Source organism: Campylobacter sputorum subsp. sputorum, assembly GCF_008245005.1.
In the GTDB taxonomy this organism is placed as follows: Bacteria; Campylobacterota; Campylobacteria; order Campylobacterales; family Campylobacteraceae; genus Campylobacter_F; species Campylobacter_F sputorum.
Genome location: NZ_CP043427.1, coordinates 1148139 through 1167485, shown reverse-complemented (window position 1 = coordinate 1167485; position 19347 = coordinate 1148139). Strand labels below are relative to the sequence as shown.

Sequence of the window (19347 nt, the reverse complement as noted above, 5' to 3'; positions counted from 1 at the left end):
CTATTGTGTAATAAATTTGTCTTATATTGTATTATTTTTATCTTTAAAATGGCTTAAATACCAGTGCATCTGCCCAAGTGCAATAGAGCTATCATTTGGTGGAAATTTTGGTATATGATAGGTTAAATTTGTTTTTTTAAGAAGTTTTGTTGTTGCTTTTAGTAAAGTTTTATTTTGAAAAACGCCACCACTAAAACAAATTTCAAGATTGTATTTTAAAGATATTTCTGCTATTAAGTTACTAAAAGCGTTTATGAAAGCTGTTGCGGCTACTTTTTTATCATCTTTTAGTGCATTTATTAGTGCAGTTTTATAGCAAATTTCATCATTAATTATCTCAAATTTATAGCTTACATCTAAATTTTCATCATATAACGCTTCTAATTGCATTCCAGACTGCCCTTCATAACTTATTTCATTTATGCCACAAATTATACTAGCAAAAGCGTCAAATAGCCTTCCAACTGAAGTTGTAAGAGGGGAATTTATGTTTTTATCATATATTTTTTTTAAATTTATTAGTTTCATTTGGTCAAATTTAGATAAAAAGTTATTAGCAATGTCTTGTAAATTTTCACTTAAAATCAAGCTATAAGCAATTTGCCAAATATTTTTTATAGCATTTTCTCCGCCAAGAAGTTTAAATTCTTTAAAATGCAAAATTCTTTTTAAATTTCCATTTTTATGTAAAAATATCTCTCCGCCCCATATTTTATTATCTTCTCCATATCCAGTTCCATCAAAACAAAATGCTAAAAAATCCTTTTTTTCTAACTTAAACTCAAACATATTTGCATATACATGAGCTTTGTGGTGTTGGAGTTTTTTTACATTAAATCCTAGTTTTTCAAAATATTTTGTATGTAAAAATTGTGGGTGTAAATCGCCTATAATTTCATCAAATTTTATATCATAAGTTTTGATAAACATATCAAGAAGCGAGGAAAATCGCTCGAAAGTTGATACATTTTTAAGATCTCCAATATACGGAGAGATGAAAAGTTGAGAGTTTTTGTATATAACAAATTGATTTTTTAGCTCACCTCCAAGGGCTAAAATCATTTTTTCGTGAGTTAAATTTGTGCTAATTGTTTGCGGATTTACTCCTCTACTTGTGCGTAAAAACATAGTTTGATTATCAATGACTTGTAAAATACTATCATCTCCTGGATTTAGTATATCTCTGTCGTTATCAAGATATAAATCAAATACATCACCTAATTTTGATAACAGATCGTTTTCATTGTATATTATCGGCTCACCGCTTATATTTGCACTTGTTGCGATAATCGGATTTTTAAAATATTCAAAAAGCAATAAATGAACGCCCGTATTTGCTAAAAAAATACCAACTTTATTTAAATTTGGAGCAAGTATTTGAGGCAAATGGCTGTCTTTTTTTAAATTTAAGATAACAATAGGTTTTAAATTTGAATCAAGTTCTATTTCTTCTAAAGCGTTTATATTTGCGAAATTTTTAGCCATATTTAAATCTTTGCACATTATTGCAAAAGGCTTAAATGGGCGTTGTTTTCTAACTCTAAGTTCTTTTATGGCATTTTGATTTAAAGCATCAACGCATAGATGAAATCCGCTTAATCCTTTTATAGCTATGATTTTTCCATCTTGCAAGGCTTTTGCTACTAATTTTATAGCATCATTTCCGCTTTTTAAAATATTTCCATTTTTATCTTTTAGATATAATCTTGGGCCACATTTTGGACATGCTATTGGCTGAGCGTGATAACGCCTATTGAGTGGATTTGTGTATTCGCTTTCGCAAAATTCGCACATTTTAAATTTACTCATAGTGGTGTTAATTCTATCATATGGTAAATCTTTTATTATCGATATTCTTGGACCACAGTTTGTGCAGTTTATAAAAGGGTAATGATATCTTGGGTTATTTTTATCATAAAATTCAGCCTTACATTCATCACATATCGCAAAATCAGGTAGAATCGCAGATATCTTTTTTGCAGATTTTGAAGCAATTATGCTAAATTTAGTAAAATATTTATGAAATGTTTTTATTTTTTTTACGCTATGAATTTTACAAAGCGGCGGAAGAGAAGAGTAAAAAATTTCAAAAAATTTATCTATCTCATCTTTGTTAGCTTGAAGCGTTAGTTTTACGCCCTCGCTATCGTTATAAACTTCTCCTTTTAAGCATAAATCCATAGCTATTTTATACACAAAAGGTCTAAATCCAACTCCTTGAACTAAGCCCCTTATATCAAATTCATAGCATAACTGGGAGTTCGTCATCAAAACTCATATTTAGATGTAATTTGCATAATGCACAAAATGATTTGCATTCTAAAAAAGAGCCTAATATATCTATATCAAAAATATCATATTCATCTTTTGCGGTTGTAAAAAGTTCGTTGATAAACATTACAAAAGATTCAATATATCCGAAACTTAGCGTTTTGTCATCAACTCCTGCTAATTTAAAACTCATACCGCTTTTTATAAATTTTATATAATCAAATTTAATGTTTTCTATGAGTTTATAATCAATCATAGGTCCTTTTTTTCCGCTATAAGCATCAGCGTTTTGTAAGATATTTAAATCAAATCCTAAAATATTTTTAATTATCTCAAAAAGTGTAAAAAAGTTTTTATTTCCTTTTATTTTGCCACTTGGCAACGAAAATTGCTCTTTAAAGTTTTTAATAAGTTTTGTTCCTGTTTCATCTTGTTTTATGGATTCAATAATTTTTTCATAAGTATCTGGTATGTTTATTTGAAGTAAATTTATGCTATTTGAATCATCTAGTATAAGAAATTTATCATCACAATGTTTATTTAGTAAAACTAGTAAATTTTGTTTTGATAAAATGCCTTTTTTATTTATATTCATAGCATAAATCAACAACTCCGGATGATCTTGTTTTGAAGAATTTAGCATATCTTGAATTTTTTTGTTTAGATAATAAGTTGAAGATAAAACAACTTGAGAATTTTCTAAGATATTTACTTTAAATGGCTCAATGGTTTTATTTAGCATATGAATACTAAAAAATAGTATATTTATTTTATGAGCTTGATCGCATAAAACATATGTAAAAAGATCCCTTGCTCCTTTTACCCAGAAATTATATGGTGAGTTTTCGTGATTTTTTCTATAAATTGCATTTATTCTAAGATTTATCATAGGTTTTTCAAAGCTAGCTAATGCAAACTGAGCTTTATCGTCAGCTATAAAAATTTTTGTGATTTCTTTTAAATTTGTCGGCATTAAAAAATCACTATCAAAGCTTACCCCATTATTTATCTCAAATGTACCAAAAGCATCTTGAAGAACTATTTTTTGCGAGTTTTTAAGAGCGTTTAAACAAAATTCTAAAAGCATATAAAAGTTATTTTCATCAACATTTATAAATTTATTATCCATAAAAACAGAAATTTCGCTTAATATATCAAATTCATTTTTTGAAATTTGCGATGAGTCGTTGTATAACTGAGCGACTTTTGGAGTTATGTTTGGATATTTTTGTATCTCAAAAACTTCACCTTGTTTTAAATCTTCGCAAACTTCAACTTTAAAGTCTTTTAAAAATATAAAATGTGGAATTTTTGGCATACACTCATCATTGAAAGCTAAAATATCATTTTCATCGCCATTTGTGAAAAATATAACTTTATTATCTTCTTCATAAAAAGCTGTTTTTATGTTGTATTGTTTTGCATAAAAATTTAAAAAATAACTCAAAATATGGTTCGAGCTTTTGTATAAAAATTCATATTTTAAAATCATAACTCACCTTTAGAAAATAAATTTGCTATATCTTGTATATTTTTGTTATCTTTTTTTATTATATCAAATTTAAACTCATCTTTTAGATATTTTAGTATAGTTTTTTGGGCTAAATTTACACCATCTTTTATTTCACTAGATATTTCAAAGCTCAAAGGGACTATGCGTTTTGGTATAATACCCACAATCTTAGTTTTAGGAATATCTCCCATAAGTTCCATATATTGAAGCGTTTGAAGCATTTCTACTTCATGAGCCGAACCACTCCAATTTATCTTTTTAGGCATATCATCGTAATCAAAAAAATAAACATCTCCGATATTTCCATCTTTTGCATCTATGCAGTCTATGACGATAACATAGTCATATTTTACTATTATGGGGATAAGTTGCATTGCAAGTGTTCCGCCATCTATAAAAGTGATGGTGTGAGTATCTGATCTAAAAGTGTAGTTTTTTTCTAAAAGTTTACAAAGATGAACCCCGATTCCTTCATCGGAGAACATCACATTTCCTATACCAAGTATTAAAATATTCACTAGTGGTTGTTTTCTTGTGGGAATTTATAACCACTTATAATGGCATCCATTGCACCATTTTTACCTTTTACAGCATTAAATATAGCCATATAAACATGTGCAAGAACAAAAATCATAATTACCCACATACAAATATGGTGGATTTCTCTTACATTTGCAAGACCGCCCATCCAAACTTCAACAACTCTCATAGGCTCATAAAATAACCCTCCAAGTCCTTCGTGATAAACATGAACATATAAAACCATTCCAGTTAAGCATATCACAAACATTACTATATAAAATAGCAAATATGAAGCAAATTGAAGTGGGTTATAAACACCTTTTATATGAGGATGTTCTCCTAAGAATAGATAGTATTTAATTTGTTCTATCCATATTTTTATATTAAAAAAATCCCCAATACTTGCTAATTCTTTTCTACTTTGTTTGTCAAATACAAATAAATAGAGTTTAAAGAAAAGCACCGCAATAAGTACAAAAGCTGCTATCATATGCACAGCTCTCCATTTTGCATTCATAAAGATTACAGGTTCATTTGTTACAACTGGACTTACAAAAACATAAGCTATATAAAATCCACTAACTACAAGCAAGACTATACTTAATGCTCTTATCCAGTGAGTAAGTCTGTATCCGATGGAGAACTCATACTCAGCAATATGTTTTGCGTCATTTTTCATAGATTGCTCCTTATAAACTTGGATTTACTTTATACTCGCTTATTTCATTTCCTTTTGTATCCATTACATGAACTGCACAAGCAATACATGGATCATATGAGTGAATTTTGCGAATAATCTCTAAAGGTTGAGTTAAGTCAGCTATTTTTAAACCAATCAAACAAGCTTCATAACTTCCCATTCCACCATTAGCATCTTTTGGAGAGGCATTCCAAGTAGAAGGAACAACTGCTTGCCAGTTTTTGATAACACCTTTTTCTATTCTACACCAATGGCTCAAAGTTCCTCTAGGTACATGACCGATATATCTACCTTTATATTCTTTGCTTGTGTCTATTGTGTATTTTGCACAAGTTTCGGTGTCGCCTGATTTTATATTTGCAATTAAGTTATTTAGTGCTATTAAGCCATTATCTGCTATAACTTTTGCTTCTATCATGCGACAAGCAGTTCTTCCAAGAGTTGATAAGACAGCAGTTAATGGAAGACCGGTGTCTGCTAAAAACTTATCAACCACAGGAACAACATATTTATTTCCTTTTGCGTAGTTTACAACGATATTTGCCAAAGGTCCAACTTGCATAGGTTTACCACCATATCTTGGTGCTTTTATCCAAGAGTATTTACCAGAGGTATCAAGAACTTTTGTATTAACCATCTCGCCTTTTGCATTTAATGTTTTTTCATCTTTAAATCCTGTATAATTAGGCTCTTGCTCACCATCATAAGGATGAAGAGGTTTATCGTTTTTATACCAAGAATGTGTTGCTTCTTCAGTGATTTTACTTTCATCTAACTCTTCAACTTTGCTTAAATCGCCATTCTTAATAATACCACTTTCAAACAACCATTCATTTTGTGATAGTTGGAATTCTTGATGTGTCCATAAATTTGCTACCCCAACATCATTTAGAACACTTGGTTCATTTGCATAAGCTTTTCCAGCCATTACAAGGTCTGGATAATAAGCTCTATCAACGAAATCTTTAACTTCATTAAATTTAGTCATATACTCACCAAGTCTAGCAGGACTTAATATATCCATAACACAAGTTACACCTCCAACTGTTAAGCTTTGAGGGTGGGGCTGTTTTGCTCCAAAGATCGCCATCATTTGAGCAGCTGTTCTTTGAACTCTTAAGCACTCTAAATAGTGGCTTAGAGCTATTAAATTTTGCTCTGGTGTTAGATGATAAGTTTTGTGCCCATAGTAAGCATTTGCGAATGGTCCAAGATTTCCTTTATCAACAAAAGTTTTCACTTTTGCTTGAACAGCTTTTAGATGATCTGCTCCACATGCATAAGGAAAATCTGTGTATTTAAAAGCTTCATCTTGTGCTTTAAAAGGATCTGCACTTAAAGCACTTACAATATCAACAAAATCAAGTGCATGAAGTTGATAAAAATGAACAATGTGATCGTGAAAAAATAAAGCATTATTCATGAGAGTTCTCGTTAAAACAGCATTTAGCGGTGGAGTTATACCAAGGGCATTTTCAACTGCCATTATACCAGCTTTATAGTGAGAAAATGTGCAAACTCCACAAATTCTTTGCATTAAAAAACCTGCATCTCTTGGATCTCTACCTTTTACTATTGTCTCAAGCCCTCTCCAAAGTGTTGAGCTACTAAAGGCATCTGTTACTACATTGTTATCATCTACCATAACTTCTACTCTAAGATGACCTTCTATTCTTGTTATAGGATCTACTACTATTCTTTTACTCATGTTATTTCCTTATTTTTATTTCTTAAATGAAGCAATGGCTGCATGAGCCGCTATAGCAACACCTGCGATAGCCAAAATTCCTATACCTATCTTATCAGCTGTAGCATCAGCTCCTAAACCACCAAAAGTTGTATTATAAAGTCTATCTCCAAGAGGAACTTCAAATGGACCCATTTCATCCCAGAAATTTGGCTCAGAGCATCCTATACAGCCATGTCCTGCTTGTATAGGCCAGCTTGTATGAGAGTTAAATCTTTCTCTTGAGCAGTTGTTAAAAGTATAAGGACCTTTGCAGCCAACTTTATATAAGCAATAACCATCTTTTGCACCCTGATCGCCAAAATGTTGAACAAATTCGCCAGCATCAAAATGACCTCTTCTTTCGCAAAGATCGTGAATTCTTAACCCATAAGCCCATTTTGGTCTATTGTAAGCATCTAAGCTAGGTAAGGTTCCAAAAAGTAGATAATTTAAAACATTTCCAACTATATTTTTCTCACTTGGTGGGCATCCTGGTACATTTATAACAGGTTTATTTGTTATTTTGCTTAAAGGTTGAGCATTTGTTGGGTTTGGATGAGCAGCTTGAACATGTTCCTATGGCAAATATAGCTAAAGCATTTTCGCTTGCGTGTCTGCAATGCTGTGCTCCTGTTGTTCCAACAGGTCCTACCGTTAGATAAAATTCGCTTGAACCCTCAGGAATTCCACCTTCAACCATAAGGACATATTTACCTTTATATTTTTCTATGGCACTTTCTAAATTTTCTTCGGCTTGCCACCCACTTGCTGACATTATAGTTTCATGATATTCAAGTGAAATGTAGTCAAATATAAGACTATCTATAGTAGGTGCATCTGTTCTTAATAGGCTTTCGCTACATCCTGTGCATTCTGCCATATGTAACCAAATAACTGGTAATCTATCTGCTAGTTCAGCAGCTTTTGCAACCTGAGGTATAAAGGATGTAGGAAGCGACAACATGGCAGTCATTGTTCCAGCCCATTTCATAAAATCCCTTCTGCTAAATCCATGCTCTTTTAATTTTTGCATAATAGAGCCATTATGCATTTTTGGCATATTTTGAACTTCATTCAATCTAGCACTGATTTGTGAGACAAGATCCTCTTGTTTCATGAACTCTCCTTTGTAAATTTTGTATTTTATTTTTTAATATTAACAAATGCATATTTATATAAGATTATATAAATATGCAATATTAGTTAGTTTACAACTATTCGATTTAAAAATAACTTTTATAATTAAATTAAATTTAAAAAAGCAAATTACTTTTAAGTAATAATATTTATTAAATTTTTTTATTACGAAATATAAATTTAGTGCATTTTTTTAGAATTTTTATATGGATTTTCTATGAATAACTATAATACCAAATATTATATTGTATATTGCGTTAATATGTAGAAATTTATGACAATCACACACTATAAAATTTATCTTAGCAAGAAGCTAACAAGCATATATGATAGGACAAAAGCTATTATAAAATATACGCACTTTAAAATATTATTTTATTCATTTTTAAATCCTATTTTTTATTAAATTTCTATAATATCCATAGTTTTATTAAACATAAATTAATTTATGTTTAATAGTGCGAATATAAAAAACAAGATATAAAACCAAAGTTTAACTTTTTTCCAATAGCTTATGTTGTATTTTGTAAGTCATTTTAATGCGTGGATGCCCTAAGAGGATTCGAACCTCTGTTAGCTGATCCAGAGTCAGCAGTTCTACCGCTAAACTATAGGGCAAAAAGAAAGTTTGATTATAAATCAAATAAACATAAATTTAGCTAAATTTCTTTTATGTGTTGCAAAAAATCTTTTGCAGTTATAAAACCTACTATCTGTTTGTTTTTTAATTCAACTCCATCTTTAAAAAATATAAGAGCAGGGGGACCATAAACTGCAAATTCTTTCATCATTTCTTTGTTGTCATTATTACTATTTGTAACATCTATTTTTACAAGTTCAAATTCAAAAAGTTTTTTCTTAACTTCATCGTCTTGAAAAACATTTTCTAACTCTTTACAATTTACACACCAAGTTGCCCAAAAATCTATCATAACTGGCTTTTTTGAGCTATGAATTATATCTTTTAGTTCTTTTAAATTTTTAGCATATTTAAAAGAAATTTCTTTATTGTCCATTGTGTTGTTATTTTTTTGAGAAATAATATTTTGTAATGGTTTTGATACATCTGTTGCACCACTTGCAAATCCTGTAATTAGCAAAGTGGAGTAGATAAATACAAAAATACAAATAGATTTTTTAAATTTCATAAAAGTGCTTTTTGCTCTATCAAAACCTCCCATGAAAATAGTAAAAAATATCCCAATGACACCATAAATGAGCATTGTCATATTTTGATTTATTATTCTTGATAACATCCATGCAGCCATTATTAGCATTATAAAACCAAATAATTTATTAATTTCTTCCATCCAAATTCCTGGTTTTGGAAGAAATCTTTTTCCACCAAGACCTATTAGAAGCAATGGAATTCCCATGGCAAAGCTCATTACAAAAAGAGCTAGCCCCCCAAGAAGTATATTTCCACTTTGAGCTATGAAAAGAAGTGCTCCGGCAAGTGGTGCTGCTATACAAGGTCCTACTATCAAGGCTGATAAAAATCCCATAATGACTACGCCAAAAAAACCTGTTTTATTTTCAGTTTTTGAGTTTATGAAATTTTGAATAAAAAGAGGCATTTGAAATTTAAAAACGCCAAACATTGAAAGAGCAAAAAATACAAAAATAAGACTAAAAGATATGATAACAAACGGAATTTGAAGTATCCCTTGTATACCCATACCAAAAAGACTTGCTAACACACCTGCTATGGTGTATGCTATACTCATTGAAAATACATAAACTAGGCTTATTATAAAACTATGTTTTTTGCCAACATCCCCTTTTGATACAATTATGCTTGAAAGTATTGGAATCATAGGCAAAATGCAAGGTGTTAAAGCAAGCAGTAAGCCGTATCCAAAAAATGTAATCAAACTAACAAAAACGCTGTTTTTTGATAAATTGCCAGCTATATTTTGATGGTTTGATGAGTTGCCTGATTTATCGGTTTTTATATCTTTTGGAGTTGAAAATTGCTTTAAGTCTATTTGAGATGTAGAAATTTCATAAATATTTGCATTTTTTTTAACATCTATCTTTTTTGCCAAAGGTTCATAACAAAAGCCATCATAAGCACACCCTAAGTAATCAACTCTTAGTGAAAACTCATCTAAATTATTAATCAATCCAAGTGGAATTAAAACATCAAATTTTCCGCTGTAAATTTGATAATTTTTATATTGTTTGCTTTGTGGAAAATTTAAAAACTCGGTTATATCTTTGTCTTGCGAAAGTAATTTTATCTTGATTTTATCGCTATAAAGGTATGCTTTTTTATCTATATTAAATTCTAAATTTAAAGCAATATTATCTAGCATTTTAGCTTGTATATCAAAAACATTATTTATATTTGCAAATAAAAAACTACAACTAAAAAAAAGAAAAAATATTATCTTATTAAACATTAAAAATTCCAATTTATTATATAAGTTATTGCATTATACTAAAACTTAATTAAGATTTTATTTATAATGTTATAAAATTGTTAGAGTATTTATACAAAAAAGGATATGATATGTCTAATGAAGAAAAAAAAGAAAACAGAAAAAAAGAGAAAAAGGAAAAGAAAAAAGCATATGAAAAAGAGCTTAAAGATCTTCAAGTAGAGCTTTTAAAAATGCAATATTATGTAAAAAAAGAGGGTTTGAAACTTCTTATCATAATGGAAGGGCGTGATGCTGCTGGAAAAGGCGGAACTATAAAAAGGATAACAGAGCATCTAAATCCTAGAGGATGTAGAGTTGTAGCTCTTCAAAAGCCTAGCGACATAGAAACAACTCAATGGTATTTTCAAAGATATGTTGCTCATTTGCCAAGTGCAGGAGAGATTGTTATCTTTGATCGCTCTTGGTACAATAGAGCTATGGTGGAGCCTGTTATGGGATTTTGTACACAAGAAGAACATAGAGATTTCTTGCAAGAAGTGCCTGGGTTTGAAAATCTTTTAAGTAAATCCGGGATTAAGATTTTTAAATTTTTCTTATCTATAAATAAAGAAGCACAAGCCAAAAGATTTAAAAGCAGAAGAACTAATCCGCTAAAAAGATTTAAAATATCGCCTGTTGATGATATGGCTCAAGATTTTTGGAATAAGTATTCAATGGCTCAAGGTAGTATGTTTTTACAAACCGATACAGATATAAATCCGTGGATTGTTATAGATTCAAATAATAAAAAACAAGCTAGATTAAATACTATAAAATCAATATTAAATAAAATAGATTACGAAGATAAATGCTCTAAAGATAAATTAAAAGTTGATACGCAAAAAGTAAGAACCGCCGCGGATGAATTAAAAGTAATAGAAGAAGCCATAAAGAAAATAAAAGTTATTTTATAGGGTCTCTTCGGGTTTTGGCATCAAGGACGCTGTTTTGCTAAAATTTATAAGATCATAAGTAGTTTTGATATTATCTGGTATGAAATTTAAACAGTGCTGGAAAATTTTTGTAGCAGATATTGTATCGCTCATCGCTCTATGATGGGCGTTGTTTATGTTTAGAATTTCTTTTAGATGTTCAAGACCATATTTTTTTGATGATATCGTTCTTTTTGCAAGTTCGATTGTGCAAAGCTTTGGATTTAAAAGTATTCCAAGTCCAATTTTACTTAGACTATTACTTATAAAATTGTAATCAAATCTGACATTATGTGCTATAAATACAGAGTCTTGCAAAAAAATCTTAAATTTTTCTAATGCAATTTTTAAATTTGGCGCGTCTTTTAAATCGTTTGTAAAAATTCCTGTTAATTGTGTAATATTTTCTGGTATAAATGGTGCATAAATTAGCGTTTCAAAAGTATCTATGATTTTTGAATTTTGTAGTTTTACAGCACCAATTTCTATAATCTGTCCATCTTTCATACTGCCATTTGTTTCTATATCTACAATGCAAAATATTTGATCTTTAATCAATGTATGCTTAAAGACCGGAATAACTCTATTTATGTAGTCTTTTTTTAAATTTAGCCCAAGTGTTCTCCATTCGCATAAATTTTTTACATTTATTATCTCGTTTATCTCTTTGATGTTGCTTGCTATATTTACAAAATCTTTGTAATAAAGTGGATTTGTTATAAAAAATTTAATAAAAGCCTCTAGCTGCAATTTTTATATCTTTAATGAATTAATCGATGTCTTATAATCATTTGATGAAAATATATAATTTCCAGCTACAACTATATCAGCCCCAGCTATTTCTATGTCTGCTATGTTTAATCCATTTATACCACCATCAACTTCTATCATGCATTTTATGTTATTTTTATCTATCATATCTCTTAAAGTAGATATTTTTTTAAGAACAAGAGGCATAAATTTCTGTCCGCCAAAACCAGGATTTACACTCATTAAAAGCACTATATCAACACTATGAATTATATGCTCTAACATAGAAACTGGAGTATGTGGATTTAGAACTATTCCAGGGCTAATTCCGTGATCTCTAATGTATTCAATCATTCTTAAAGGGTGTTTTTCTTCTTCTATGTGAAATGTTATAAATTTTGGTTTTATGTCTAAAAAAAGATCTACAAAAAATTTAACATTTTTTACCATTAAGTGTATATCAAGCGGCACACTTGAAGCTTTTGCCGCAGCTTTCACAACACTAGGTCCTATTGTTAAATTTGGTACAAAATGACCATCCATAACATCTATATGTAAAAGATCAGCCCCAGCTTCACAAACCTTTGTTATATCACTGCTTAAATTTCCAAAATTAGCCGAGAGAATACTTGGTGCTACATACATTATTTTCCTTTATTTGCTTAAAAATATAATACAACTTTTTCCATTTATATCAAGTTCTAGAAAAGCACCTTTGCTTTTATTTGCTTCAAATTCCTTGATATTTGTTATGCTTCTTGACATAGTGATTTCTACTTTTTGTTTTTTTTCATTAAACATCAAAAGTATATTTTCGCCTATTATATCCATAAATTCAGCTAATGCTACTGCTATATCATTTCTTTCATTTTGATTTTCATCTAGTAAAACTTTACAAATTTCTTTGGCACAATCTTCGCTTGTGCATAATAGCAATTTTCCGTCAATATCACCATAAAATGCTATATATGCACCTATGTAATCTTCAAAACCTTTTGAGCTAAATGGTGTCAATGATGCTTGTTTTTTTGTAATTTGTGTTTTTAAAATAGAAGATATCGATGAACTTATAATGCTTATTATATTTGGTAGTGTTTCTATTAAATTTTTACCAATGTTGTTTATTTTATTGCTAAGCATTCCTGCACCGCCACTTATCGTTCTTTCATCATTGTAAAAATCATCCATTGAGTCATAAACTAAAATTCCGCCATCTTCAAGCTCATTTTTTAGGGCTTGGGTTATATTTTTTATATTGCAAATTGCTATTACAACGCCATATTCTGCACTTAAGACAGAAAGACTTGCTAAAAAAGCTGTTCCATATACATTAAAAGATGATATATTTGTTCCATCGAAAATAAAATATTTAAACCCAACTTTAATTAAATTCTCATAATATTTTTTATCAAAATTTTCAGCAAAACTAGAATCTAAATACCCATTAAGATTATACACAACAACATTATCTTTTATATATATTTGTGTATTTTTTTCATAATTCATAATATGCGTCATACTCAAAATATAGTCAAAATCTTTTTGCATATTTTTAAAATCATCACTATTTTTCGCTATATAAGCATCGTGCCCTTTTTGAGCAAGACTTAGGGCTATTTTGGCATTTTGCTTTTGGCTATCTGTATATATTAAAACCTTTTTTTTATTTTCGTTTGATTTATCATAAAAAAGCATTCCTACTTCAAGTGTTTCAAATAAAGAATAATTTATACTTTGATCAGACATATCAAAAAAAGATTTAAACATTTTTTCATTATAGTCACAAAGTCCTATGCTGATTTTTAGCTCTTCTTTTATATTTTGCAATGTGTTTATTATATTGTTAAATCCGATTTTATTAAAAAAAATTACTTTTTTAAATGAAATAAATACACAAACTGGCATTTTTTCTTTTAGATAAAGCATATCGTTAGAGTCTATTATGGTTTTTGACATAGCGCCATCAACAAAACCGATGGGAGAAAAAATAGCGACGCTATTTTTTAATACAGGGGTCATATTTTCACTTTCTTTAATAAATTTGTTTCGTATTTTACCTATAAAATCTTTTAAATTAAATAAATTTATAAAAATAAATTTAAGTAAATATTTTGTTTATTATGATATAATTACAAGTTTATTTTATGAGATTAAGGAAAAACTATGTCAAAAAGATGTGCAATAACAGGAAAAGGTCCTATGGTTGGAAATAGCGTAAGCCATGCTAACAATAAAAGCAAAAGAAGATTTATGCCAAATTTACGCTCTATCCGTGTTACTTTAGAAGATGGAACAACTAGAAGAATTAAAGTTGCCGCTTCTACTATTAGAACTATGAAAAAACATTCAAAATAATAAAATAAATTTAAAAGAGGAGTAGATGTCTTTGCTAGAAAAGATAAAAAAATTCCTCAATTGGTCTGATTCTTCAAAGCCAGAAGTAGATTTAAATACAGAACTATACGAACAACTACGCTTTTTTCGTCTTCCGTTGATAGCAGTTATCCTAATGCTTATGTTTGGGGCATTGGGATATGTTGTTATCAACGATTTTTCTTTGATAGATGGGATTTATCAAGCTGGTATGACCTTTACAACGGTTGGTTTTACAGAGGTTGATTATATATCGCCAGCTGGAAGACTCTTTACAATAGCACTTATTTTTACCGGATTTGCTGTTTTTTCATTTTCTATAGGTCTTGTTATAGAGGTGTTAAAAAAGGGATCACTTATAAATGTTTTTAAGGAAAGAAAGATGATAAATGATATAGCTAGATTAAAAAAACATTTTGTTATTTGTTATCACAATAACTATACTATAGAACTTACAAAGCAGTTTAGAGAAAACCACATACCTTTTGTTGTGGTTGATGAAAGAGATGATTTGGGAGATTTGGCAGAAAAGTATAAGTATCCTTACTATATAAAAGCTGCGCCACACACAGAAATTGCTCTTAAAAAGACACATTTTTCAAGCGCAAAGGGGCTAATTGCTCTTAGTGAAAATATAGCTGATAATATAGCAATTATTACAACAGCAAGGTTGTATGAAAAAGAGCTTGGTAGAGAAGAGTATTTTATAATGAGTACGGCAAACAACGAGGACGACACCGTAAAACTTAAAAAACTTGGGGCAAATTCTGTTGTAACGCCAACCAAACTAGTCGCACAAAGGCTTAGTGCTGTAAGTGTTAGACCCGATATGGAAAATATGCTTGAAGAGTTTTTGTATAAAAAAGGCTCACCTATAGATATAGAAGAGATTGTGGTGCCTGATTATTCTTGGGTTAGATTTAAAAGACTAAAAGATACGCATTTAAAAGAGTTAACAAGTGCAAATATAGTAGGTATAAAAGATCCAAATAATAAATTTATGCCTATGCCAAAAGATGATATTTTAATAGGAACTGACTCTAAACTTCTTGTAATAGGTACAGCAGATGGTATAAGGATGACTAAAAGAGTCATAAGAAGCAAATATATGCCAGAGGAGTTAAAATATGTTTGATATAATTTCTTTAAAAAACGGACTTGAAAATGTAGATGGTTTTTACTTTGGTGGAGTAAATGCTGGTTTTAAAAAAGATTCAAATGATTTAGGATTTATAAGAAGCGACGAAGCTTATGATGTAAGTGCTGTTTTTACTAGTAATAAATTTAAAGCAGCTCCTATTAGGCATTTTTTAAGCTATCCAAAAAATTTTAAAACAAATTTTATACTTTTAAACTCAAAAAACGCGAATGCCATGACAGGACAAAATGGAATTGATGATATAAATTTTATTTTTGAAAGTTTATCACAAAAGATAAATTTGATAAATCCTATAATGAGTTCAACTGGTGTTATAGGATATAGACTAGATACTGAAAAAATCATATCTGCATTTGATAAAATGGATTTTAACTCAAAAGATAGCAATGGCGTAGCTAGTGCTATTATGACAACAGATAGTTTTAAAAAAGAGCTTGCTTTTAGAGTTGAGCTTGAAAATGGTGGATATTTTAATATTGCTGCTATTTGCAAAGGTGCAGGTATGATAAATCCGGCTTTTGCAACTATGCTTTGTTTTATACTAACAGATGCAAATATTCCAAAAGAAGATATGGATGAAATTTTATTTGGTAGCGTTAAGCATAGCTTTAATGCTATTAGTGTAGATGGCGATACATCCACAAACGATACTTTAATGTTGCTTACTTCAAGAAAAACTGAATTTTATGATAAAGCAGCTTTTAGAGAAGTTATAAATTTGATAACAAAACAGATGGCATTATATCTTGTTCAAGATGGAGAAGGCTCAAAAAAAGTTGTATCATTTGGTGTAAGTGGGGCAAAAAATGATGAAGAAGCAGAAATTGCTGCAAAAGCTCTTTCAAATTCACTTCTTGTAAAAACTGCGATTTTTGGAGAAGATCCAAATTGGGGAAGAATAGCTTCAACCATAGGTGCTAGTAAAGTAGAGTGCAAAGAAGAAAATTTAGTTATAAAATATGATGAAGTTATCGTTTTTAACAAGGATTTGCCGCAGTTAGATGAGCAAAGAGAAAATTTAGCTCATAATATAATGAAAAAACCAAGTTACAAAATAAGCTGCGATTTAGGAATAGGGGAAGGTAAATTTGAAGCTTATGGATGCGATTTGGGTCATAAATATGTAGATATAAACTCAGATTATAGATCATAATAAAAGTAGTTTTAAGTCTTGAATAGATAAAATGTTAAACAAATAACAATTTTATTTTAAGGAGATATTATGTTTCATGAGTATAGGGAGCTTATAACTGAGCTAAAAAACAAAGATGCACATTTTGCAAAAATTTTTGATCGTCATAATGATCTTGATCAAAAGATCAAAGATGTGACAGAGGGCAGAGAACATATGGATAATCTTGAACTTGATAAACTTAAAAAAGAGAAACTTCTTTTAAAAGATGAAGCATATGCAATTCTTTCTAATTATGAAAAGGAAAATAAGTAATTGTTGTTTTTGGGTAGGTAAGTCCTACCCTTAAATTTATTTATCGTTTTGATTAAGGAAATTTTTTGGATAAGATAAAAGTAGCTATTGTTGGTTTTGAAGACATAACAAAGAGTTATTATAGTGATCTTAGGCGTTCTGATTATTTTGAGCTTGTTGGAATTTCTAAACAAGATAGTTCAAAAAATTTACCGGATATAAAAGCTCAAATATATCAAAGCGTAGACGAGTTATATTCGTATCACTCTCCAGAAGCACTTATTATAACTACTCCTGCTAATATACATAAAAAAACTTTTTTGCAATGTCAAAAGTATGCTAAAAATTTTTTAATACATGCACCATTATCTACCAATATGGGAGAGATAAATGAAATGGCTTACATTGCAAAAGAAAATAATCTAAAGGTTTGCATTGGTTATAACACTAGATTTAATCCAACCATCATATCACTAAAACAGGCTTTAAAAAAAGAAGAGCAAATTTATAGTATAAATATCATACATTCTTCTACTTACCCTAAAGATACTTTTGGTGGTATAAAAATGTCTATTACAATGAGTGATTTAGATCTTATAAGGTATATTACTTCATCGGAAATATCAGAGTTTTGTGTATCTACAAATAGTATAAAAGATAAAGACATAGAAGATGTTTTATGTGCTAAAACAAAAACAACAAATGGAATAATTTGTAGCATAACCAACTCATGGAATTATAAAATAGATAGATTTTGTATAGAAATTTCTTGCTCTAGCGGGCATTATATGGCTGATTTAGTTGCATTTAACCTTAGAAAAATGGATGATAAGGGGCTTATAAATTTAAGAGTTGATAATGAAGATATGTCAATTAGGTTTCAAAATAGTGAATTTTTTAAATATTGTATGAGTGGCGATATAGGAAATTTAGTTAGTATAAATGATGCTATAGCAATATCGAAAGTAATTTTATGAAAAAAGTTTTATTTCTTTTAAATATGGGCGGTCCTTCAAATTTAGATGAAGTTTGTGTATTTTTAAAAAATATGTTTAATGATAAATATATAATAAGTGTAAAAAGTAATCTTCTTAGAAAATTTATAGCTTATATGATAGTTAGTTTTAGAAAAAAAGAAGCTAAAAAAAACTATGAGATGATAGATGGCAAATCTCCTATTTGTGATATTACTTCAAGTCTTGTTAAAAAACTTAAAAATAGTGATTATGAAGTTGATTTTATAATGAACTATACTCCACCTTTTGCTAAAGATGCGCTAAAAAAATACAAAGATGCAGATGAGTTTATTTTGCTTCCGCTTTATCCTCATCATTCTAGCACTACAATTTTATCAAGTATTGATGATGTTAAATTTGCTATGAGAGAACTTGGATTAAATCAAAAAATAACGCAAATTCCATATTTTTACGAAAATAATCTTTATAATGATGTAATTTTAAATTTAATTATAGAAAAAATAAAATCTAAAAATTTAAATCCACAAGATATTGTGTTGATATTTTCTGCACACTCTTTGCCTATAAAGATAATACAAAATGGTGATTTATATGAAAAACACATACAAGATCATGTTTGTATATTATCTAAAAAACTTCAAGAAAACGGTGTTATTTTTAAAGATATAAAGCTTGCATATCAGTCAAAATTAGGTCCTGTTGAATGGCTTGGTCCAAATATAGTTGATGTTATGAAAGAAATAACCCATAAAAAAGTCATAGTTTTTCCAATCGCATTTTGTATAGATAACTCAGAAACAATTTTTGAGATAGATATAGAATATAAAAAGCTTTCAAAAGAGCTAAATTATGAGTTTTTTGATGTTATTGAGTGTCCAAATGATAGAGATGATTTTGCAAAATTTATAGACACTACAACAAGGAATACTTTTTGCTTATAAAATAGTACCTTAGTTAAAGGAGAATTTATGAAAATAGAAGATATAAATTCCATAATATCTACATTAGGTACTGTGGCAAATAGTGCTAGAATTGGTGATTTTGATCAAGAGTTATCTAAAGCTCTAGTGTCTCAAAATCAAAAACTATCTGATGATTCAAAGATAGGCAGTGTTGAAGAGTTTCGAGATAAGCTTACAAAGTATGGTTCTTATGCTTTTTTAAATATTCTTAATGCTGAAAAAATAAATGAAAAAATTGAACAAAAAAGACAAGAGCTAAAAGAGTTGTTGGGACTCAATGATACTAAAAATCTCAGCAAAGATAAGATTGCTGATTTAAATAAGATTTTAGAAGATTCGCTTGATGATTATAAAAAAGAGTTGTTAGCTAAACTTCAAAATAATGCAATTTTAGAAAAAGCCCAAAATATTAATTCTAAAAATAACTTATCAAATTTTACTTTATCTGATTTGATAAGTTTAGTTTGAAT

General features: G+C 29.2%; 17 protein-coding genes, 1 tRNA gene and 1 pseudogene. 8 read left to right on the top strand and 11 right to left on the bottom strand.

The window, feature by feature from the left end:
• Positions 1–21: 21 nt before the first annotated feature.
• From hypF to dsbD, 8 genes and pseudogenes are all read right to left on the bottom strand, one after another.
• Complete coding sequence (gene hypF / locus CSPT_RS05875) at positions 22–2268, bottom strand: carbamoyltransferase HypF (RefSeq protein WP_089182740.1); 2247 nt, start codon at positions 2266–2268, stop codon at positions 22–24.
• Positions 2243–3718: a hypothetical protein gene (locus tag CSPT_RS05870; RefSeq protein WP_149051355.1), complete on the bottom strand. Its 1476-nt coding sequence runs from the start codon at positions 3716–3718 to the stop codon at positions 2243–2245. Before CSPT_RS05870 ends, hypF begins: the two co-directional genes overlap by 26 nt.
• Positions 3719–3759: 41 nt before the next feature.
• Complete coding sequence (locus CSPT_RS05865) at positions 3760–4302, bottom strand: HyaD/HybD family hydrogenase maturation endopeptidase (RefSeq protein WP_089182738.1); 543 nt, start codon at positions 4300–4302, stop codon at positions 3760–3762.
• Positions 4302–4985, bottom strand: a complete 684-nt coding sequence (gene cybH / locus CSPT_RS05860; protein ID WP_089182737.1) for a Ni/Fe-hydrogenase, b-type cytochrome subunit — start codon at positions 4983–4985, stop codon at positions 4302–4304. Before cybH ends, CSPT_RS05865 begins: the two co-directional genes overlap by 1 nt.
• 10 nt (positions 4986–4995) lie before the next feature.
• Positions 4996–6714: a nickel-dependent hydrogenase large subunit gene (locus CSPT_RS05855; RefSeq protein ID WP_089182736.1), complete on the bottom strand. Its 1719-nt coding sequence runs from the start codon at positions 6712–6714 to the stop codon at positions 4996–4998.
• Positions 6715–6729: 15 nt separating this feature from the next.
• A pseudogene (locus tag CSPT_RS05850) lies at positions 6730–7852 on the bottom strand (hydrogenase small subunit).
• A gap of 564 nt (positions 7853–8416) precedes the next feature.
• Positions 8417–8490, bottom strand: a tRNA-Gln gene (locus CSPT_RS05845).
• Between the two features lie 41 nt (positions 8491–8531).
• Positions 8532–10277: a protein-disulfide reductase DsbD gene (dsbD, locus tag CSPT_RS05840; protein WP_089182735.1), complete on the bottom strand. Its 1746-nt coding sequence runs from the start codon at positions 10275–10277 to the stop codon at positions 8532–8534.
• Positions 10278–10387: 110 nt separating this feature from the next.
• Here dsbD and ppk2 point away from each other — a divergent pair, with 110 nt between their 5' ends.
• On the top strand, positions 10388–11212 hold the full coding sequence (ppk2, locus tag CSPT_RS05835) for a polyphosphate kinase 2 (protein ID WP_149051354.1): 825 nt from the start codon (positions 10388–10390) through the stop codon (positions 11210–11212).
• On the opposite strand, the gene CSPT_RS05830 is transcribed toward ppk2, so the two are convergent.
• Genes CSPT_RS05830 through CSPT_RS05820 form a run of 3 tightly spaced genes read right to left on the bottom strand, consistent with a single transcriptional unit; the run spans position 11207 to position 13999 of the window.
• Positions 11207–11980 (bottom strand): 3'-5' exonuclease, encoded by a 774-nt coding sequence (locus tag CSPT_RS05830; RefSeq protein WP_089182733.1) that lies wholly within the window; start codon positions 11978–11980, stop codon positions 11207–11209. The two genes, ppk2 and CSPT_RS05830, sit on opposite strands and share 6 nt — an antisense overlap.
• Before the next feature lie 3 nt (positions 11981–11983).
• Entirely contained in the window at positions 11984–12625 is a 642-nt protein-coding gene (rpe, locus tag CSPT_RS05825) for a ribulose-phosphate 3-epimerase (RefSeq protein ID WP_089182732.1), read from the bottom strand.
• Positions 12626–12634: 9 nt separating this feature from the next.
• Positions 12635–13999: a chemotaxis protein CheX gene (locus tag CSPT_RS05820; RefSeq protein WP_089182731.1), complete on the bottom strand. Its 1365-nt coding sequence runs from the start codon at positions 13997–13999 to the stop codon at positions 12635–12637.
• A 144-nt stretch (positions 14000–14143) separates the two neighbouring features.
• Between CSPT_RS05820 and rpmB the strand changes: the two genes are divergently transcribed.
• The 7 genes from rpmB to CSPT_RS05785 all read left to right on the top strand — a co-directional run bounded on the left by rpmB (position 14144) and on the right by CSPT_RS05785 (position 19345).
• Entirely contained in the window at positions 14144–14335 is a 192-nt protein-coding gene (gene rpmB, locus CSPT_RS05815) for a 50S ribosomal protein L28 (RefSeq protein ID WP_033915900.1), read from the top strand.
• Between the two features lie 25 nt (positions 14336–14360).
• Positions 14361–15488 carry a potassium channel family protein gene (locus CSPT_RS05810; protein ID WP_089182730.1) on the top strand — a complete coding sequence of 376 codons (1128 nt, stop codon included), beginning with the start codon at positions 14361–14363 and terminating at the stop codon, positions 15486–15488.
• Positions 15481–16665 carry a bifunctional glutamate N-acetyltransferase/amino-acid acetyltransferase ArgJ gene (gene argJ / locus CSPT_RS05805; RefSeq protein ID WP_089182729.1) on the top strand — a complete coding sequence of 395 codons (1185 nt, stop codon included), beginning with the start codon at positions 15481–15483 and terminating at the stop codon, positions 16663–16665. The genes CSPT_RS05810 and argJ overlap by 8 nt, the downstream gene beginning before the upstream one ends.
• A 69-nt stretch (positions 16666–16734) precedes the next feature.
• Positions 16735–16959, top strand: coding sequence for an HP1242/YdcH family protein (locus tag CSPT_RS05800; protein ID WP_089182728.1), 225 nt, complete (start codon positions 16735–16737; stop codon positions 16957–16959).
• A gap of 65 nt (positions 16960–17024) precedes the next feature.
• A complete protein-coding gene (locus tag CSPT_RS05795; RefSeq protein WP_089182727.1) occupies positions 17025–17915 on the top strand; it encodes a Gfo/Idh/MocA family protein in 891 nt (296 codons plus the stop codon).
• Positions 17912–18856, top strand: a complete 945-nt coding sequence (gene hemH, locus CSPT_RS05790; protein ID WP_089182726.1) for a ferrochelatase — start codon at positions 17912–17914, stop codon at positions 18854–18856. The genes CSPT_RS05795 and hemH overlap by 4 nt, the downstream gene beginning before the upstream one ends.
• Positions 18857–18883: 27 nt before the next feature.
• The gene (locus CSPT_RS05785; RefSeq protein ID WP_089182725.1) at positions 18884–19345 is read left to right on the top strand and encodes a hypothetical protein; all 462 of its coding nucleotides are present in this window, start codon (positions 18884–18886) and stop codon (positions 19343–19345) included.
• The last annotated feature ends 2 nt before the right edge of the window (positions 19346–19347 follow it).